This is a genomic window from Nitratidesulfovibrio sp. 1201_IL3209 (assembly GCF_036763125.1).
Classification (GTDB): Bacteria; Desulfobacterota; Desulfovibrionia; order Desulfovibrionales; family Desulfovibrionaceae; genus Cupidesulfovibrio.
This window is the reverse complement of sequence record NZ_JBAIYT010000014.1, coordinates 14,245-33,265: the sequence shown is the minus strand read 5'-3', so window position 1 is coordinate 33,265 and position 19,021 is coordinate 14,245. Positions and strand designations below refer to the sequence as shown.

At 69.0% G+C, this 19,021-nt stretch carries 15 protein-coding genes; 9 read left to right on the top strand and 6 right to left on the bottom strand.

The features are described 5' to 3' along the window. The first annotated feature begins 33 nt into the window (after positions 1–33). The 3 genes from trpS (at position 34) to rfaE2 (ending at position 2,615) form a co-directional block, all read left to right on the top strand. Positions 34–1,023 (top strand): tryptophan--tRNA ligase, encoded by a 990-nt coding sequence (trpS, locus tag V6B97_RS08410; RefSeq protein ID WP_333506055.1) that lies wholly within the window; start codon positions 34–36, stop codon positions 1,021–1,023. Between the two features lie 58 nt (positions 1,024–1,081). After that, positions 1,082–1,903, top strand: coding sequence for a YkgJ family cysteine cluster protein (locus V6B97_RS08405; protein WP_333506054.1), 822 nt, complete (start codon positions 1,082–1,084; stop codon positions 1,901–1,903). Positions 1,904–2,048: 145 nt separating this feature from the next. Then, positions 2,049–2,615, top strand: a complete 567-nt coding sequence (gene rfaE2 / locus V6B97_RS08400; RefSeq protein ID WP_333506053.1) for a D-glycero-beta-D-manno-heptose 1-phosphate adenylyltransferase — start codon at positions 2,049–2,051, stop codon at positions 2,613–2,615. A gap of 182 nt (positions 2,616–2,797) precedes the next feature. Here rfaE2 and V6B97_RS08395 read toward each other — a convergent pair whose 3' ends face one another. Both V6B97_RS08395 and V6B97_RS08390 read right to left on the bottom strand, forming a co-directional pair. After that, complete coding sequence (locus V6B97_RS08395; RefSeq protein WP_333506052.1) at positions 2,798–5,419, bottom strand: PEP/pyruvate-binding domain-containing protein; 2,622 nt, start codon at positions 5,417–5,419, stop codon at positions 2,798–2,800. Between the two features lie 3 nt (positions 5,420–5,422). Further along, positions 5,423–8,281, bottom strand: a complete 2,859-nt coding sequence (locus tag V6B97_RS08390; RefSeq protein WP_333506051.1) for a sigma 54-interacting transcriptional regulator — start codon at positions 8,279–8,281, stop codon at positions 5,423–5,425. A 685-nt stretch (positions 8,282–8,966) separates the two neighbouring features. Between V6B97_RS08390 and V6B97_RS08385 the strand changes: the two genes are divergently transcribed. The 6 genes from V6B97_RS08385 (at position 8,967) to V6B97_RS08360 (ending at position 12,625) form a co-directional block, all read left to right on the top strand. Next, positions 8,967–9,260, top strand: coding sequence for a DVU0150 family protein (locus V6B97_RS08385; RefSeq protein WP_333506050.1), 294 nt, complete (start codon positions 8,967–8,969; stop codon positions 9,258–9,260). Positions 9,261–9,288: 28 nt separating this feature from the next. Then, positions 9,289–10,341 carry a sulfite exporter TauE/SafE family protein gene (locus tag V6B97_RS08380; RefSeq protein ID WP_333506049.1) on the top strand — a complete coding sequence of 351 codons (1,053 nt, stop codon included), beginning with the start codon at positions 9,289–9,291 and terminating at the stop codon, positions 10,339–10,341. Between the two features lie 31 nt (positions 10,342–10,372). Next, positions 10,373–10,978, top strand: a complete 606-nt coding sequence (locus V6B97_RS08375; protein ID WP_333506048.1) for a DUF4881 domain-containing protein — start codon at positions 10,373–10,375, stop codon at positions 10,976–10,978. A gap of 110 nt (positions 10,979–11,088) precedes the next feature. Next, positions 11,089–11,331: a hypothetical protein gene (locus V6B97_RS08370; protein WP_333506047.1), complete on the top strand. Its 243-nt coding sequence runs from the start codon at positions 11,089–11,091 to the stop codon at positions 11,329–11,331. After that, a complete protein-coding gene (locus V6B97_RS08365) occupies positions 11,328–12,164 on the top strand; it encodes a hypothetical protein (RefSeq protein ID WP_333506046.1) in 837 nt (278 codons plus the stop codon). Before V6B97_RS08370 ends, V6B97_RS08365 begins: the two co-directional genes overlap by 4 nt. A gap of 50 nt (positions 12,165–12,214) precedes the next feature. Then, the gene (locus V6B97_RS08360; protein WP_333506045.1) at positions 12,215–12,625 is read left to right on the top strand and encodes a response regulator; all 411 of its coding nucleotides are present in this window, start codon (positions 12,215–12,217) and stop codon (positions 12,623–12,625) included. 207 nt (positions 12,626–12,832) lie between these two features. On the opposite strand, the gene V6B97_RS08355 is transcribed toward V6B97_RS08360, so the two are convergent. The 4 genes from V6B97_RS08355 to V6B97_RS08340 form a co-directional block, all read right to left on the bottom strand. Then, a complete protein-coding gene (locus tag V6B97_RS08355) occupies positions 12,833–13,765 on the bottom strand; it encodes an SAM-dependent methyltransferase (RefSeq protein ID WP_333506044.1) in 933 nt (310 codons plus the stop codon). A gap of 169 nt (positions 13,766–13,934) precedes the next feature. Beyond that, positions 13,935–15,023, bottom strand: coding sequence for an HD domain-containing phosphohydrolase (locus V6B97_RS08350; RefSeq protein ID WP_333506043.1), 1,089 nt, complete (start codon positions 15,021–15,023; stop codon positions 13,935–13,937). Continuing rightward, complete coding sequence (locus V6B97_RS08345) at positions 15,020–15,451, bottom strand: response regulator (RefSeq protein WP_333506042.1); 432 nt, start codon at positions 15,449–15,451, stop codon at positions 15,020–15,022. The genes V6B97_RS08350 and V6B97_RS08345 overlap by 4 nt, the downstream gene beginning before the upstream one ends. Beyond that, positions 15,448–18,849, bottom strand: a complete 3,402-nt coding sequence (locus V6B97_RS08340) for a PAS domain S-box protein (protein WP_333506041.1) — start codon at positions 18,847–18,849, stop codon at positions 15,448–15,450. Before V6B97_RS08340 ends, V6B97_RS08345 begins: the two co-directional genes overlap by 4 nt. Positions 18,850–19,021 lie beyond the last annotated feature (172 nt).

The following is a 19,021-nucleotide window of genomic DNA, read 5'->3' as shown; positions in this document are numbered from 1 at the left end:
ACATCCCATCCCCTCCCGGAGGAACGACAGATCATGACCACCCCCGACAAGCGCACCGTTTCCGGCATGCGGCCCACCGGGCCGTTGCATCTCGGCCACTACTTCGGCGTGCTGAGGAACTGGGTCGAGATGCAGCACGAGATGGAGGCGTTCTTCTTCGTGGCCGACTGGCACGCCCTGACCAGCGACTACGCCGATCCTTCGCGCATCCGGGATTTCGTGCCCGAACTGGTCACCGACTGGGTGGCCGCCGGCCTGGACCCGGAAAAGTGCGTGATGTTCCAGCAGTCGCACATCAAGGAGCACGCGGAACTGCACCTCATCCTGTCCATGATCACCCCGGTGAGCTGGCTGGAACGCAACCCCACCTACAAGGAACAGAAGCAGGAAGTGGTCAACAAGGACCTGGGCAACTACGGGTTCCTGGGCTACCCGGTGCTGATGGCCTCGGACATCCTGATCTACCACCCCAAGTGGGTGCCCGTGGGCCAGGACCAGTTGCCGCACCTTGAACTGACCCGCGAGATCGCGCGCCGCTTCAACTTCCTGTACGGCGAATACTTCCCCGAGCCGGAGGCGCGCCTGACCCCGGCGGCCAAGTGTCCGGGCCTGGACGGCCGCAAGATGTCCAAGAGCTACGGCAACGCCATCTACCTGCGCGACACCATGGAGGAAATCACCCCCAAGGTGCGCGGCATGTTCACCGACACCAACCGCCTGCGCAAGAGCGACCCCGGCAACCCCGACGTGTGCAACCTGTTCCCCTACCACGAACTGATGGCCACCCCGGAACAGCAGGCCGAAATCCGCCAGGGCTGCACCTCCGCCTCGCTGGGCTGCGTGGACTGCAAGAAGATCTTCCTCGATAACCTGGGCGCGTTCCTGGGGCCGCTGCACGAGCGCCGCGCCGCGCTGCTGGCCAACCCCAAGGGCATCCAGGACATCCTGGAGGCCGGGGACACCCGCGCCCGCGCCGAGGCGGCGAGGATCATGGATGGCGTTCGGTCCCGCATCAACTTTTAGGTGGCGTCGCCACCACAGACCGCGCCGGACATCCGACGCACTGCCAAACGAGGCGACGATGACCGGCGAGATGAACGACTGTGGCGGCTGCGGCGCGCCGGGGACGGAAGCCGCGCAGGGCGACGAGACCCAGGCTTTTCTGGAAAGCCTGCCGGAACTGCACGGCGGCGAGACCTTCCGCTTCGCCTGCCATCCCGGCGTGCGCTGCTTCAACGCCTGCTGTTCCGACCTGAACATGCCGCTCACGCCGTACGACGTGCTGCGGCTGCGCCGCAACCTGGGCATGGGCAGCGAGGAATTCATCAACACCCATGCCCGCGTGGGCCAGTACCCGGACACCGGCTTTCCCGCCCTGTTCCTGCGCATGAGCGAGCACCCGCTGAAGCTGTGCCCCTTCGTCAGCGACGCCGGGTGCACCGTGTATCCCGACCGTTCCGGGGCCTGCCGCACCTACCCGCTGGGGCGGGCCACCAAGGAGGACGGGCAGGGCAACGTGGTGGAGCAGTTCTTCGTGGTGCGCGAGGAGCACTGTAGGGGCTTCGACGAGTCCGGCGAGTGGTCGAGCGCCACGTGGCTTGCCGACCAGGGGCTGGAACCGTACAACGCCTCCAACGACCGCTACATGCGCCTCATGGCGCGCTGCAAGCGGCAGGGCGCGGCCATCAGCCCCAAGCAGGCCACCATGGTCTTGCTGGCCTGCTACCAGTTGGACCGGTTCGCCGACTTCATCCGTGGGGTGAAACTGTTCGACCGGCTGGACATGGCCGCCGACCGGCAACAACGGGTGCTGGACGACGAGGAGGCCCGGCTGGACTTCGCCTACGACTGGGCGGAACTGGTGCTGTTCGGCGATTGCGCGGCGCTGCGCATGAAGGGGTAGCGGGGTCGTTCCGCGCTTTCGGGCGGAATGTGGCCATGGTCCCGCCATGGGGACCCGTGGCTGCAATGTGCAACCAATGTCCAATGCCTGCCCGGCATATGTCCGGCACGTCCGGCGCATGCCCGGCGGCCACCCGGAGCCTTCCATGGACGCCAACCATTCCTGCCCGACCCGTCCCGTCCCGGCGCATCCCGGCCCGGCCAATCCCGATTTGACCCACCCCGCCGTGGTGTCCCGCGCCAATTTGCCGGGCCTGCTGGCCCCCCGTCGCGCCGCCGGGCAGCGGGTGGTGTTCACCAACGGCTGCTACGACATCCTGCACCCCGGCCACGTGGACCTGCTGGCCCGCGCCCGCGCCGAGGGCGACCTGCTGGTGCTGGGCCTGAATTCCGACGCTTCGGTGCGGCGGCAGGGCAAGGGCGCGGACCGTCCGGTGAACCCCTTCGCCGTGCGGGCCTACGTGCTGGCCCATCTGGCCAGCGTGGACTACGTGGTGGAGTTCGACGAGGACACCCCCCACGCGCTCATCACGGAAATCCAGCCCGACGTGCTGGTCAAGGGCGGCGACTGGTCCGTGGATCGCATCGTGGGGCGCGACGTGGTGCAGGCCCGGGGGGGGCGCGTGCTCAGCCTGCCCCTGTTGCCCGGATTCTCCACCACCGGGCTCGTCCGGCGCATCCGGGCCGGGTTGTCCGCCGATGAGAGGGATTGACCTCCGGCCATAGTTTTTTCGTGCGCGCGCCGCACGGAGCTTGCGCGTCATGACAGGATGTGCAAGCAGAACATCCCCGATATTCCAGATGAATGTCGGGGATGTTCTACTTTGTGCAAGTGTTTCGCGCAGGATTTGTCGCGCTGTTTGCGCTTTGCGTGATTGTCCGGGGGCGGCTGCGGCTAATGATAGTGGCCGTTCAGGAAATTTTCCGCGAAGCGTTGCACCGCCGCCTCGTCCACCATCAGCATGTCCAACTGGCGGGTGACGATGAGCAGCCGCCCCAGTTGCACCAGCCGTTCGGCGATCTGCGGGGCCGCGAACTTCTGGAAGCGGGCGGTGACCATGTCGCCCCGCACCTCCACCTGGAAGCCGATGGATTCCAGGATGATGCCGATGCAGCGCACCCGGCGGTTCTTGCGCGTCTCGTCGGCCGCGCCGCCCTTGAACTGGAAGGTGATGTAGTTCTTGTTCATGGTCTGGCCGCAGTAGGCGTCCAGCACCCCGTAGTGGTAGCCCACGCGCGAGCTGAAATTCAGGTACTTGTCGGAGACCAGGGCGTAGCTGCGGTCGCCGAATCGCTGGCCGTGCATGGTGGGCGGCTCGATCATGTGGCGGCTCATGACCGACAGGAAGCCGCTCATGTCCACCGGGCGCGGGCCGCGCTGGTGCACCGCCGGGTCCAGCATGCCGTCCAGCAGGGCTCTGAACGGCGCGGAGACCACCTGCTCCGGCCACGCGTAGGGGCCGTCCACGCCGGTCAGGCCCCCGCCAAGGTCGATGACGTGCAGGTCCAGCGGCACCGGGGCCTTCATCTCCACGGCCACGGCCCCGGCGTCGGACACCGTGTCCGACAGCCGGAACATGTGGGCATAGGACAGTTCGTGCACGAAGCGCATCACGTCGTGGAGGGTGCGGCAGGCGGCGGGGGTGAAGTCGTCCGACTTGGGGTCGTGCAGGTTCAGGGGCGAGACGAGCGCGGCCACCTGCTTGAGCAGGTTGTGGATGGGGGTGTCGCGCAGGCACACGGCGCGTTCCTCGCGCAGGGGCAGCAGTTCCTCCACCCGGCCTTCGTAGACCCGGCAGGAAAAGGCGTCCACGGTCACCAGCGTGCCCACGGGCAGCGCGGCCATGGCCCCCGGCGCGTTGACGATGGTGGGCACCCCGAATTCCCGCGCCAGCGAGGCCATGTGCCCGGTGATGCTGCCCGCCTCGGCCACGATGGCCTGGGCGCGCTGCATGACCAGCACGTAGGACGGCGAGGAATGCATGGCCACCAGGATGCCGCCTTCCGGGAACAGGGCCAGTTCTTCCGCGTCCCTGGGTTGCAGCACCGGGCCGCAGCCCACGCCGGGGCAGGCGGGCTCGCCGCCGTGCAGCAGCAGGGGGTAGCCCTCCATGAGCGGCGTGGTGCGCGCGTCGCCGCGCGGGGTGGTGGTTAGCGGGCGGGCCTGGAGCAGCAGCAGCCGCCCGGCCGGGTCCAGCGCCCATTCCACGTCCTGCGGCACCCCGTAGTGCGCCTCCACCCGCATGCCGATGCGGGCCAGTTCGGCGGCCTGGGCGTCGGTCAGGCAGGGGGCGTCGCGCTGGGGTTCGGGCACGTCCTCCTCGCGCAGGCGGCCGTCGTCGCCGGGAGCCAGGCGGTGCGCCTTGCAGACGATATGGCGCGATACCGGATGGGGGGCCTCCTCGCGGCTGAACAGCCAGGTGTCCGGCTCCATCTCGCCGTCCACCACGGCGGCGCCCAGCCCCCACGCGGCGTTGATGACCATGGAGTCGGACAGCAGGTCCACGGGATGGCGGGTGAACAGCACCCCGGCGGCCACGGAATCCACCATTTCCATACAGGCCACGGCCATGGCGCTGGCGTCCAGGGTGATGCCCTGGTGCAGGCGGTACACGATGGCCTGGGGCATGAACAGGCTGGCCACCACCCGCTTCCACGCGTCCACCACGCCGTCGCGGGACACGTTGAGCACCGAAAGGTACTGCCCGGCGAAGGACACGTGGCTGTCCTCGCTGAGGGCGCTGGACCGCACGGCCAGGCGCAGCGGGGCGCCGCCGCCTTCCGTGCCGTCCGCTTCGTCCGGTCCGGGCGGTCCGAACGCCGCGTCGCAGGCGGCGCGCAGGGCGTCCACCACGTCGGGCGGCACGGTGGCGGCGGCGAACAGGTCCTGGATGTCCTCGGCCACGTCCAGCACGCTTTCCGGGTCCTGCGGGTCCACTTCGCGCAGGCGCTTGCGTATCTCGCCCATCAGCCCGTCATGCTCCATGAAGGCGTAATAGGCGCGCGTGGTTATGGCGAAACCGCGCGGCACGGGAACCCCCACCCGCGAGGTCAGTTCGCCAAGGTTGGCGCACTTGCCGCCCACCCAGTCCACCATGTCGCCGTTGATCTCGGCGAAGGGCAGGGCGTAGGCGTCCACCGTGGCCTGGGGACGGCTTTCCAGCAGACCGGTGATTTCCGCGTTGATGCGTTCCACCACGCCGGGCAGGGCGGGGTAGGCGTCATTGGATATGGCGTTGAGCCCGGTGACCATGCGCATGGCGTGGAACACCGCCCGCGTGGCCTGCGAGCGCAGCCACGTGGCCCCGAACAGGGTGCAGCCCGCGATCTTCTCGTCCATGTCCGCGAGGATGCGGGCCAGTTCCGCGTTGGAGTCCAGCAGGTCCTTGAAGTGGGCGTAGCGGGCGCGGAACACCCGCATGACCCGCTCGCGCGATTCGGCGTCCACGGCGCGCCTGCGGCCGAACAGCGAGCGCAGGCGGTCCAGCAGCGAGACGGGTGGCGGCGCGGCCAGCATGGGTCACCTCCGGGACGGCGCCGCGGCGGCGCCGTCGGTCAGCACGTACCGGGTGGCGGGTCCCTTGCCCACCTTGCGGATGAAGCCCTTGCGCACCATGTCCTGCAAGTCGTACTGCGCCGTGCGCACGGGTATCTCGTTGCCCACGATGTCCTGATACTGGGTGCGGGTGATGCCGCCGTTGCGGCTGATGAACTCCCACGCGGCGCGCTGGCGCGGGTTCAGGGTGGACAGGGGCGGCATGGACGCCGTGTCGGTCCCGGCACGCGGGTGGCGGCCGTTGCCGGGGGGCATCCCGGCCCGATCGCTCCGGTCGCCCCGGCCCTGCCCGCCGTGTCCGCCATGCAGGCCCGACACGTCCGACCAGTCCGGCCCGCCGCCACCGGCCCCGGCCGCCACGATGCGTCCGCTGACCGGGTCGTACACGGTGGCGCCCGAGGGTGCGGCCATGGCGCCTCCGCCCGGTATGCCCGCGGGGCCGTACGGCGTTCCGTAGGCGGCGCCGTCATTGGGGTGGAGGGGCGCATGAGGGGACGCATGGGGGGACGGCTGCCCGTAGCCCTGCGGCGGCGTGCCGGGCGCGCCCGGCTGGCCCATGCCGGTCATGCCGGAAAGGGCCGGAGAGGGCGGCAGCAGCGCCCCGTGCGACAGGGTGGGGTCCAGTTCCGCGCCGAAGCGCAGGTCTTCGGCGTACAGGGTGTCCCCTTCGGCAAAGGCCACGGCGCGGGTGATGCAGTTCTTCACCTCGCGCACGTTGCCCGGCCAGTCGTAGGCCAGCAGCTTTTCCAGCGCCCCGCGCGACAGGCCCATGGCCGGGCGCTTCAGGGTTTGCGCGGCCTGCTTCAGGAAATAGTCGGCCAGGGCGGGGATGTCCTCGCGCCGGTCGCGCAGGGGCGGCGTGTTGATGGTGATCACCGCCAGCCGGTAGTACAGGTCTTCGCGGAAGGTGCCCTGGCGCGCGCATTCCTTCAGGTCCACGTTGGTGGCCGCGATGATGCGCGCGTCGAAGGGAATCTCGTCGTCGCTGCCCAGCGGGCGGATGCGCCGTACCGACAGGGCGCGCAGCAGGGCCTGCTGCACCTTGGGCGAGGCGTTGCCGATCTCATCGAGGTGCAGCGTGCCGCCGTCGGCCGCCACGAAGGCCCCCTTGCGCTCGCCCCGCGCCTCGGAGAAGGCCCCCTTGACGTGCCCGAACAGGGCGTCCAGCAGCAGGTTTTCGTCCAGAGCGCCGCAGTTGATGGAAATGAACGGTCCGCCCGCGCGGTCGCTGGTCATGTGGATGGCCTCGGCCGCCAGTTCCTTGCCGGTGCCCGTCTCGCCGATGATCAGCACGTCGGCCTCCACGCCGGAGGCCTTGCGGATCAGGCCGCGCAGGCCGCGCACCGATTCGCTGGTGCCCACGATGCCGGGCATGGTGTCCTGCGGCGAAAGCTGGCTCTGCGGCTGCTGTTGCGCGATTTCCGTGTCCAGGCACACCCGCTGCCGCCGCCGGGTGGACTGGATGTGCTCCTCGCGCAGGCGCAATTCCTCGTTGCGCGCCCGCAGGGCGACGAACAGGTCGTTGGTGGTCTGGCGCAAGGCTTCTGCCTCGGGGTGCACCCGGCCCAGTTCGATGGGCGAAAGGTCGCCCGATTCCAGCTTGCCGCTGGCCTCTTCCGCGATGCGGTGCAGCGGGCCGGCGATGCCGCGCCCCAGCATGCCCAGGATGAACGCCGACGCGGCGCTGGCGCACAGCCCGAACACGAACAGCGCGCCGTACAGCTTGTACGATGCGGCCATGGCCAGGAAGCTGGTGTCGGTGTAGGCGATGCCGCCCACCACCACGGTGCTGGCGCCCGGCCCTTCGCTGAAGGTGACCGGCGCGTAGCTGATGTAGAAGGCGCGGTTCAGGGGCGAGGGATCTTCCAGCATGGCCCCCAGGCGGTTCTGGCCGGAATTGCCCGACTGGACCTCCGTGACCATGCCCCAGTAGCGCTCCTGCTCGGGGCTGGGGCGGAAGGCCGCCTCGAAGCCGGGGCGGCCGAAGTCGCCGCGCATGCCCGAGCGCACCGTGTCGGTGGAAAGGTCCAGGTTGGGATGTTCGGGCGACTCCGACTGGAACAGGATCCAGCCGTGCGCGTCGAAGAAGAAGCTGCGGTGCTTCTCCGTCTCTTCCGGAAAGATGTACAGCGGCGAACGGCGCGATGCGTACACCGACAGCACGTTGCGCATGGCCAGCATGTCCACCGAAAGGGTGAGCAGCCCGGTCTGGTTGCCCGCGGCGTCGATCACCGGGGTGGTCAGGCGCAGCACGTGCATGGACAGCCCCTGCACCGTGCCCGCCGAGGGCACGGAGGGGTAGACTACCTCCGTGGGGGCGGAGATGCGCACGAAGCCGGGCTTGGGCTCCTGCGTGGTCTGGCGGGTCAGCGGGCCGAACCGGGTGGCCAGGGCCTGTTCCAGCGGCACCATCCACACGTCGCGCCCGGTGTTCAGCAGCACCATGCGGTTGTCGGGGGTGGAGCCCTGGTAGGCGATCTCGCGGTACAGGGTGCCCATGGTTTCGGCGCGGGTGCGCAGGTGGTGGGCCAGCGAGGCGGCCGAGATGTCGGTGCGGGCGAGGTAGAGCAACTCGCGCCGGGCCTGCTGGAGCACCTGCTCCATCTCGTGGGCCTGCGCCAGCGTGGCCAGCAGCGAACTGCGTCCCAGCGCGTCGTGCAGGAAGTTCTGGGAGATGCGGTGGGAGATGACCCCGCTGATGACCAGCAGCAGCATGAACGCGGGCAGCGCGGCGAACAGCAGCCGCTTGGCGATGCTCCATTCCGAGAAATTGCCTTCCAGCCGGAACAGCGTGCCGAACAGCGGCGGCCGATAGTAGCGCATGCCTTCTCCCTGCGTGGGTGCGGGGCGGTGTACCGCCCGTATCCGGAAACGCGGCGCGCGGGGCGCGGCGGTCTGGCCGTGGTGGGCAACGCGCTGGCGCGTCGGGTCCGCGCGCCTCCGTCCGGACTTGACGGACCGTCCGGAACTTGGCGAACCGGGCGGATTTGGCGACCCCGGTGAACCGGGCGGGGGCGTCCGTCCCGCCGACTGCCGGTGCGGCTCGCGCGCGAACACGTGCCAACGTCCGTTTGCCGGGGTGGAAGGCGCGCCGGTGCCTGTCGCGCTGCATTGGCATGAGCGCGTACACCTTCGCTTATGAGCGTTTCCCTCGTCTTCTGCAACAGCATGCGGCGGGGGGAAAGGCGGGCGAAAGCGGGCCGTTCACGGGCGCGGTTGCTTGAGAAATTATGTACAATGTTTTGCGCAATCATGCAAGCGCGTCTTGCGCGAAAGACGATTACATAAATAAAAATAGCATATTGAAAATTTTGGCATGCGGTTTGCTTTCTCCTGGTCGCGCGAAGAGAACCGCGCAATGCACAGGACCAAAACCGCACTCCAAGGGGGGGTGCGGGTGGACGGAAAGGCGGGCTCCGCCGCCGGACGGGATCGCGAAAGGCGAGGACGGGCCGGAGGCGGAAGCCGAAAAGGGCGGCAGGGGCTGCCCGCAACCTGGAGGATGCACATGAGAAGGTTCAAGACGCTGTTCATGTCGTTGCTGACGTTCGTGCTGGCCATTCCCGGCCTGGCGCTGGCCGCCGGCGGCGGCGGCGCACCCGTGGTCATCGTGGCCGACACCCGCAAGCTGGACGGGGTCATGGCGTGGTGGGCCAACCTGTACAATGAAAGCCACATCCAGTTCACCACCCTTACCATCATCCTGATCCCGCTGGTGGGCGTGATCTTCGGCGTGCTTGCCGACATCGTGATGAACTGGATCGGCATCGACCTGAAGTCCCGCGAACTGGCCGAGCACTAGGCCGCGCCCGCACCAAAGGAGAACAACGATGGAATGGCTCTATATCCTCATGCCCATCGCGGGCGTTAAGATCTTCTGGCCCGGCCTGATCATCCTCGGCGTGGGCGTCGGCATCATCGGCGGTTTCTTCGGCATGGGCGGCGCCTGGATGGTCACCCCCGGCCTGAACATCCTCGGCTTCCCCATGGCCTTCGCCATCGGGACGGACATCGCCCACATGGCGGGCAAGTCGCTCATCTCCACCATGCGCCACGGCAAGTTCGGCAACGTGGACTACAAGCTGGGGATGATCATGCTGGTGGGTACCGTCGTGGGCTTCGAAGTGGGTGCCCAGATGGTCATGTGGCTCGAGCGCGTGGGCAACGTCGAAAAGGTCGTGCGCTGGATCTACATCGCCCTGCTGACCCTGATCGCGTGGATGGTCTTCCACGACGTGGCCAAGCGCCGCGAGAAGGAACGCCAGGCCGCCGCGCGCGGTGAAAAGCTGGAAGCCGGGGCCACCGGCGTCGAATGGCACAAGGCCCTGCACAAGATCAAGATTCCCCCCATGGTGCATCTGCACGAAGCCGGCATCTACTGCTCCGCGTGGCTGCCCATCATCGTCAGCTTCGCCACCGGCTGGCTGGCCGGCATCCTGGGCATCGGCGGCGGCCTCATCCGCATGCCCGCCCTCATCTACCTCATCGGCTGCCCGACCCACGTGGCCGTCGGCACCGACCTGTTCGAAGTCATGATCTCCGGCCTGTACGGCGCCGCCACCTACACCTACAAGGGCCGCACCGAACTGGTGGCCGCCATGATCATGCTGGTGGGCGCCTCCGTGGGCGCGCAGGTGGGCGCGGTCGCCACCAAGTACATCAAGGGCTACGGCATCCGCATCGCCTTCGGCCTCGCCGTGGTCGGCTGCGCCATCTCCATCCTGATGAAGCTCGTGCAGCCCTGGGTTCCCCAGTTCAAGAGCGCGCTGGACACCGGCGCCACCGTGCTGGTGCTGGGCCTGGTGTCCGGCATGTCGCTGTACATCTTCATCCGGATGGTCCAGGGCGTGAAGATGGAACTGGCCCGCAAGAAGGCCGCCTAGCCGCGCCGCGCACGAGAGAAGGAGAAAACATATGAGACGCTTTCTGCTGATGCTGCTCGTCGTGGCGCTGCCCCTCGGCCTCGTGGGCTGCGGTGAATACGGCAAGGTGGACCAGGGCCGGGTGATCGCATACGACAAGAACGCGAAAACCGTCACCCTGATCCAGGACAAGGCCATGGAGCCGCTGAACCCGGACTACTCCATCCTGCCCCCCCACACCTACAAGCTGCCCACCGACCCCGCCGAAATGGGCCCCGAGCCCAGGGCCGGGCAGCGCATGAAGCTGGACACCAAGGCCAACATCATCCGCATCTTCAACACCAAGACCCAGGCGTTCGAAGACATCGCGTTCAAGATGGTGGACCTGCAGGAGAACATCGACCGCAACCATCCGCTGGTGTACGACAAGGCTACGGAATCCGCGAAGAAGTTCCCCCTGGTGGACCGCGACAAGAAGACCGTGACCATCTACTCCGCCCGTCAGAAGATGCTGTGCACCATCTCGATGCCTGACGAATACTTCGCCCTGCCCGATTCCACCTGGGATGCCGGCGACGAAGTGCGCGTGTACTACAAGGCCGAGGGCGTGTCCCTGCGCTTCATGAACATCTCCAGGACCGACATCTTCAAGAAGTAGACAGACGGCGGCGGGGCCGGCGACGGCCCCGCCCCTTCCCCCCCTTCCGCCCCGCCATGCCCGTACACGGCCTGGCGGGCCGGAACGGGCGGAAGAAGCCCGCGGACACCATGACAAGGAGCGACACCGTGGAAGACCAGATGGATTTCGCAACCACCGTGGCCCACAAGCTGCTGGTGCTGACCATGAACCTGCTGGCCATCGCGGCGGTGTGCGCGGGCATGTACCGCGCCTCGTTCGTGCCGGACGAATTCACCCCGGTGTTCTTCAAGACCTTCTTCGCGGTGCTGGCGCCGTCGCTGGTGCTGGGCTGGTGCGCCAAGCGCTGGCTGCGCGCCCGGGGCCGCGCGTGAACAGATCGGTGCATCTGGCGCGCCTGCACCGGCGTTCCGGGCGGGTGGCGCTGCTGCTTCTGCTGGTCTGCGCGCTCAGCCTGGTGGACGGGCTGGTGGGCAGGATGCAGCAGGGCTTCAACCGCACCGACGCGCTGCCCGGCGGCGAATACCCGGTCAGCGGGCCGCTGCCGCCCCAGACCGAAACCATCGAGGACATGGTCATCGAGGGCGGCACCGACGACAGGCAGGTGCGCCTCGTTCCCTACGAAATCTATTCCGGCTACTGGCTGGGCGGAAAGATGTGGCGCGGCGCCATCAAGGTGGGGACCAGCCCCGCCTCCGGCGAATACGTCATCCGCGTGCACGACAAGTACGGCGAAAAGCAGAACCCCACGCTGATCTTCGCGGTGGTGGTCTGGCCCGACGAGGCCACCATGAAGGCCAATTCTCCGGAACGGCTCACCCGCTGGTTCGGCGTCAGCGCCTTCAGCCTGTCCGCGCTGGTGCTGCCCTTCGCCCTGCTGGCGGGCTTCGGCAACTTCATGCTGGGCCGGGCCTGGAGCCGGGCGCTGCTGGCCGAACGCAGCGCCGAGATCTACAAGCTGCTGCCCGCGCCGGACGGCGGCGGCAAGGACGTCACCTTCGGCCTTGGCGTGCAGCACGGGGCCAGCCCCGGCATGCGTTGCCGCATCAGCCGCCCGGACGGCACCCCCGTGGGCGAGGCGCGGGTGGTGGAATGCACGGCGCGCGATTGCGTGGCCCGCATACCGCATGGCCTGAACGTGCAGCCCGGCGATGTGGTGACCCTGCCCGACATGGTGGCCGGGCCGAGGGAAACGCGCGGCGCGTGACGGGTTCGGGCGTGACGGGCCAGACAGGCCAGGTGGAACAGGAGGGGGACATGGACTGCCCGGAATTGCTGAAAAGCTGCCGCATTCTGCTGGTGGACGACGAGGACGGCTTCCGCGACGCGCTGCTGCGCCGCATGCGCAAGCGCGGGGTGACCATGGAGGGCGTGGCCAGCGGCCGGGCCGCCCTTGACTGGCTGGCCCGCGAGACGGTGGACGTGGTGATCCTGGACATCCAGTTGGGGGACATGGACGGCCGCGACGTGCTGCGCGAGATCCGCAAGACCGGCGGCGAAGACCCGGCGGTGATCATCCTGAGCGGGCACGCCTACACGGATATCGCCCTGGACGCCATGCGCGCGGGCGCCAGCGACTACCTGCTCAAACCCTGCCCGGTGGAGGAATTGCTGGAACGCATCGAGACCGCGTTCGAGCAGGTGCTGGAGCGCCGCGCCGCGCAATAGTCCGGAGACGATGAAGCGGCCCTCAAGAGGCAGGCAAGTGAATTTCGCCGGGCGACGCCCCGGCACGGCGGACACCCGCCGCCAATGTTCCACGACAGCATACGCCCATCCCCCTCGCAGTCCGGGGCGGAACCTTCGCAGCAGACGGTTCCGCCCCGGACTCATTCGTGGCGGCGGAAAGGCGGAGGAGGCGCGGCAACGACCATGTCAGTCGCGCAGCAGCACCCAGGTCAGTTCGTGCTTGTTGTGGGCCAGGTGCAGCAGGCGCGATCCCGGCACCGCCGCGAAGGCGCGCGCCGTGGCGTGGTCCGTTTCGGCCTGGAACTTCAGGGTGCACACGAAGTTGCGGCACTGGCCCAGTTCCAGCCAGCGGCCCACGGTGGCCAGCAGCCGGTCGGGGTAGCAGATCACGTCGGAGAACAGCCAGTCCACGGCTCCGGCGTGGCGCGGGTCCAGGCCGAAGGCGCTGCCCGTGCAGAAGTTCACGTTGGGGTGGGCGGCGATGTGCGGGGCGATGTCCGCCTTGTCCACGCTGAACACCCGCGCGTCCAGTTCCGCCAGCACCCAGGTCCATCCGCCGGGGCAACTGCCCAAGTCCAGGCACAGTTCGCCGGGGCCGGGCCGCCTGTCGAGCAGCGTGAACAGTTCCCACAACTTCAGGTAGGCGCGGGTGGGGGGTACGGTGCGGTTTTCCTCGAAGCGCGGTTCGCCGTCGGGGAAGGGGCTGGCGCACCGGGCGGATGCCAGCACCAGGTCCGGCTCCCACAGGGTCCACGAGCCCAGCGGCGCCGTGGGCGGCGCATCGCCGAACGCCAGGGGCCGGGCGGCCACGCGGGGCAGTCGTTCCCGGATCAGCGCGGCCCGGCGGTGATGGCCGGTGGCGTGCAGGTGCCAGTTGCGCTGGATGGCCTTCAGCTTGCGGGCCGCGTCGCCGATGGAGGCCACGGGGATGGACACCGGCTCCAGCCAGATGTTCTGCGCCCACGCCGCCGGGCGGGGCGGCCCCTGCGCCACCACCAGCCGTCCGCGCACGTCCAGCACCCGTGCGCCGTGCAGGTCTTCCAGTTCGTGAATCAGGTCGTCCGTGAACCCTGCGGCGGCGATGTAGATGGTACGGTCGGCGAGTGGGGTGGCGGTCATGTCCGTGTCCGAGGGGGTTCGGGAAAGGGGGGCGGCGGGCGGTCAGCCCGCGGCGCGCGGCGTGGGCGTGCCTGTAGCGCGACGCGGTCCGTCTGGCAAGCCGCCCCACGGGTCCGGCTGCGCGGGGCGGACGGCGCCGGGGACGAATGGCGCGATACCCCGCCCGCCGTCAGCCCGCCCAGCGCTCGCGGATGGCCTCTATTGCGTCCAGGTTGTCCAGGAAGGCCTGCACCACGGCCGGGTCGAACTGGGTGCCGGAACCCGCCACGATGGTGTCGCGGCATTCGTCGCGCGTGAAACAGCGCTTGTAGGGGCGCTCGCTGCGCAGGGCGTCGTACACGTCCACCAGCGACACGATGCGCGCCTCCACGGGCATGTCGCGGCCCGGCAGGCCGAAGGGGTAGCCCGTGCCGTCCCAGCGTTCGTGGTGCAGCAGGGCCAGGGTGCGGGCCAGGGCCAGGAAGGGGTTGCCGTCCTCTTCGCGGGCGGCCAGGTGCGACGCGCACGAGGCGCGCGCCTCGTCCCGGTCCAGCGGTCCCAGCAGTTCGCACCCGAAGGCGCAGTGGCGGCGCATCAGGTCCCATTCTCCGGCGTCCAGCGAGCCGGGCTTCAGCAGGATGCTGTCCGGAATGCCGATCTTGCCCACGTCGTGCAGCGGCGCGCACTGGCGCAGCATGTCGCAGCGGTCTTCCGGCAGGCCCAGCGCACGGCCCAGCAGCGCGCTGATCTCGCCCACCCGGATGACGTGCATGCCGGTCTCGTTGTCCTTGTATTCGGCGGCCCGGCTGAGCCGCTGGATGATCTGGCGGCGGGTGCGCTCGATCTCGGCGGTACGCTCGCACACCATGGACTCCAGCCGTTGCTGGTAGGCGCGGTTTTCGCGCAGCAGGCGGGCCCGTTCCAGCACCTTGTCCAGGGTCAGTTGCAGGATGTTGAAATCGTGCAGGGGCTTGGTGATGAAATCCCACGCCCCGGCGCGCATGGCCCGCACGGCGTCCTCCACCACGCCCACGCCGGACAGCACGATGGTGGGCAGGTCGGGGGCCAGTTCGCGGGCGTGGGCCAGGAAGGCGTACCCGTCCATGACCGGCATGTTCAGGTCCACGATGGCCGCCTCGACATCGGGCAGGCTGGCCTCCAGCACCTTCAGCCCCTGGCGGCCGTCGGCGGCCTCCAGCGTTCCGTAGTCCATGTCCTCGAGGAAGGCGCACAGCGAGCGCCGCAGCCCTTCCTCGTCGTCGACGACCAGCACGCTCATCGCGGGTTCCTCCCGTCGGCAGTGGAGCCGCCGGGCATCCCCAGCAGGTGCCGGATGCGCTCGGCCAGCCGTTCGGCGTCGTGGGGCTTCACGAACACGTCCTCCGGCCCCACCCCGGCAACGCGCAGGGCCGCGCCGGGCGCCATCTCCACCGACCCGGTGTGCACCAGAAAGTGGCGGCTCAGCCCGCGGGCGGCCGCCGCGAGGATGAACTGCTCGCCGTTGATGCCGGGCAGGCGCATGTCCACCACGCACAGGTCCGCGTGCCGGGCGGCCAGGGCGTCCAGCGCTTCTTCGCCGGATGCGGCCGTGCGCACCAGGAACCCGTCGAGGTCCTCGAAATAGGCCGCCAGCAGACGGCGGATGGGTTCCTCGTCGTCCACGATGAGCAGTTCGTGGGGGTGTGGCGCGTTGCCGGTGCCCGTCATGACTGTGCCCCTGTCGTGCCGTCGCCGGGCCGGGTTGCGGGTTCGGGGGGATCGGCGGGGGCGGGGTCCACGGGCAGTTCGATGATGAAGCGGGTACCCCTGCCCGGCGCGGATTCCACCTCCATCCGGCCGCCGTGCCCCTTGGTGACGATGAAGTACGAGACGGACAGGCCGAGGCCGGTGCCCACCCCCGGCGCCTTGGTGGTGTAGAACGGCTCGAAGGCCCGGCGCTGCACCTCGGGCGGCATGCCGGGGCCGTTGTCGGCCATGACGATGCGCACCCCGCCCGGCATGGCGGCAACGTCGATGTCGATGCGCGGGGCCTCCACGGGCGGGTCGGCGGTGGCCATGGCCTGGGCCGCGTTGCGCAGCAGGTTGATGGCCACCTGCTCGATTTCCGTTTCCGTGCAGTTGATGGAGGGCAAGTCGTCGTCCATGCGCAGGGCGACGTCTATCTTCCGGAAGTCGTAGCTCTTCTTCAGGTCGTAGTCGCTCTGGGCCAGGGTCAGCGCGCGGCGCAGCACGCCCGGCAGGTCGCAGACCTTGCGCCTGGATTCGCTGCGGCGGCTGAATTCCAGCATGTGCCGGATGATGGCCGAGGCGCGCAGGGCGGCGGACTGGATGTCGCCCAGGAACACGTCCAGCTTGCGCTCGCGCATGTAGCGGGCCAGCAGTTCCATGTCGAGGCCCATGGTCCGGGCCACCTCCAGGTTCTTGGCGAAGTCGGGCCGGGTGCGCTGCGCCATGTTCTGCGCCGCCTGCAACACGATGCCGAGGGGGTTGTTGATCTCGTGCGCGATGCCCGCCGCGATGCCCCCCAGCGAGACCATCTTTTCGGTCTGGATGATCACCTCCTGCATCTTCTTGATCTGGGTGATGTCGCGCAGCACGGCCATCACGTGGTCCTCGCCGTCGATGTGCAGCAGCGCGCAGGACAGCAGGCAGCTCATGGGCGTGCCGTCCTTGTGCCGGGCCGCGAATTCGTGGTTGCGCAACTCGCCGTCGCGCCGGAGCTGGCGGTAGGCGTCGCGCAGCGAGGCGCCGGGCACCACGATGGCCAGGTCGCTGGCGGGGGTGGCCAGCACTTCGTCGCGCGTGAAGCCGAACATGCGGATGAACGCCTGGTTCACGTCGCGCACCGTGTCGTCGTCCAGGCGGGCCACCACGATGGCGTCGGGGCTGAGCTGGAAGAGCTGGAAGAACTTCTGCTCCGACTGGCGCAACTGCTCCTCGGCCTGCTTGCGGATGCTCACGTCCTCTACGGAGCCGTCGAGGAAGCTGGGCCTGCCCTCCGCGTCGAACTGGAGCGAGGCGTTGACGATGGCGTGGAAGGGCGTGCCGTCGCGGCGCAGCAACTGGCACTCCATGCGCACCCCCGAGGGGTTTTGCCGCAGCATGTCCAGCAGGCGGCCCCGCTGGGCCGGGTCGGGGTGGATGGCCAGGGGCACGTGCAGGCGCAGCAGTTCGTCGCGGTCCGCGTAGCCCAGCATGCGCGCCAGGGCGGGGTTGGCGTCCATGAACCCGCCCTCGAAGCCGGTGCGGAAGATGCCGAGGGGCGCGTTGTGGAAGATGGCGCGGTACTTTTCCTCGCTGGCCTTCAGGGCGGCCTCCGCCGCCTTCATCTCCGTCACGTCCACGGTGATGGACAGGATGGCCTCCTCCCCGCCGAAGGACACCGGCACGGAAGAGAAGATGATGTGCCGGGGTGTGCCGTCCGGCCTGCGGCTGCTGGCCTCCACGCCGTGCACGCCGCCCGTCTCCCGCACCCTGCGGCGGAAGGCCGCGGCCTCTTCCGGCGTCATGGTGGAGAAGCGCCGGGTATCGCCGCGCAACACCTCGTCCCTGTCCATGCCCTGGGCCTCCAGAAAGGCCCGGTTCACGTCCAGCAGGGCGCCGTCGGACATGCGGTTGATGACGATGGCGTAGGGGGCGTTCTCGAAGATGGTGCGGAAGCGCCGCTCGCTTTCCAGCGCGGCCTCGCGGTGCTGCTTCAGGCTGTGCACGTCCACGTTCAGCCCCAGGATGCGCGTGGGGCGGCCGGACGCGTCCCAGGCCACGGCCTGGCCCTTGCCCAGTACCCAGCGCCACTGGCCGTCGGCGTTGCGCATGCGGAATTCCGATTCGTAGCTGCCCGTGCCCCCGGACGCCATGTAGGCGGCAAGCACCGAGGCGGTCCGTTCGAGGTCGTCGGGATGCATCAGGCTGAACCAGCCCGCACGGGTATGGGGTGTGCTGTCCGGCTGGTGCCCCAGCATGGTGTACCATTCCGGGCTGCAATAGGCGGCCCCCGATTCCGGCTGGTACTCCCAGATGCCCGCGTTGGTGGCCCCCAGCACCAGGGCCAGGCGGGTGGCCTGCTCCTCGGCCTTGCGGCGCGCATGGTCCAGGGCGTCCACCTTTTCGCGCAGCCTGCGCCGCAGCACCGAGGTGACCAGGGTGAGCCAGGCTACCATGGCCACGGCGGCCACGGCGGACACGCGCAGCATGCGGCGCTGGTCCTGGGTGAGCACCCCGCCGGTGTCCAGGCGTATCCAGCGGGCCTTGGCGCGTTCCAGTTCGTCCGGTGGGATGGCGGCAAACGCCTTGAGCACCGCGCTGCACAGCAGGGGGTACTTGTTGCTGATGCCCAGGCTGAGGGGGTAGCCGAGGTCGGTGGTGCCGACCACCTTCAGGTTGGGCAACTGCTCCCTGTCGATGTAGTGGGCGGCCACGGCCTGGTTTTCCACCATGGCGTCCACCACGCCGAAGGACACGTCGCGCAGGCCGGTCTGCACGTTGGGCACGGGCACCACCTCGATGCGCCCGTCCCCCGACATCCGGCGGACGTACGCCTCGGTGACGTAGCCCCGCACCACGGCCACGCGCCGCCCGACGAAGTCGGAAAGCCGGCGGCCGTCCTCCTCGCCGCGGCGGGCGATGATGGCGGTGGGAATGTCCACGTAGGGCGGGGTGAACTGGGCGAAGCGCTCCCGCTCCGGGGTGCGCACGATGACGGGGACGACGGCGATGTCGCCGCTTTCCAGCGCCGCAAGCTGGCTGGGCCAGTCCGGGGCCGGGGTGTTGGTGAAGCGGGCCCCCAGTTGCTGTTCGACCAGGGCCATCACATCGGCGGCCAGCCCGTGGAACGTGCCGTCCGAGGCCAGGTTTTCGTAGGGCGGAAAGTTCTTGTCGAAGTACAGGGTGAGCTTGTCGGGGTTGTCGACAAGCCAGGCCTGCTCCGCCTCGGTCAGCACGGCCCGGGCCAGGGCCGGGAAGGGACGCGACAGGCACAGGGCCATGGCCGCCAGCAGCAGCGCCACGTACGGCGCGGCCCGCTTGCGGAGAAACCGGGGAGGCCGGGGAGGCCAGGGAAACCGGACGGGCGGGGCGGTGGGCGCGGCATGGCGGTCCGGGAGCATCTGTAGCCCTCCGTGTGCGCCGCCCGTTTCCGGCGGGGCGGCATGATGGCGGATGATTCCAGTATGGCCCACTTGGCGGGGCCGCGCAATGCACGCGCCGTTTTTTCGTTTCTAATGCGGACAGCGAACCGCGAACCGCCCGGTATCGGCGGGACCGTGGCCCCATCGGTCC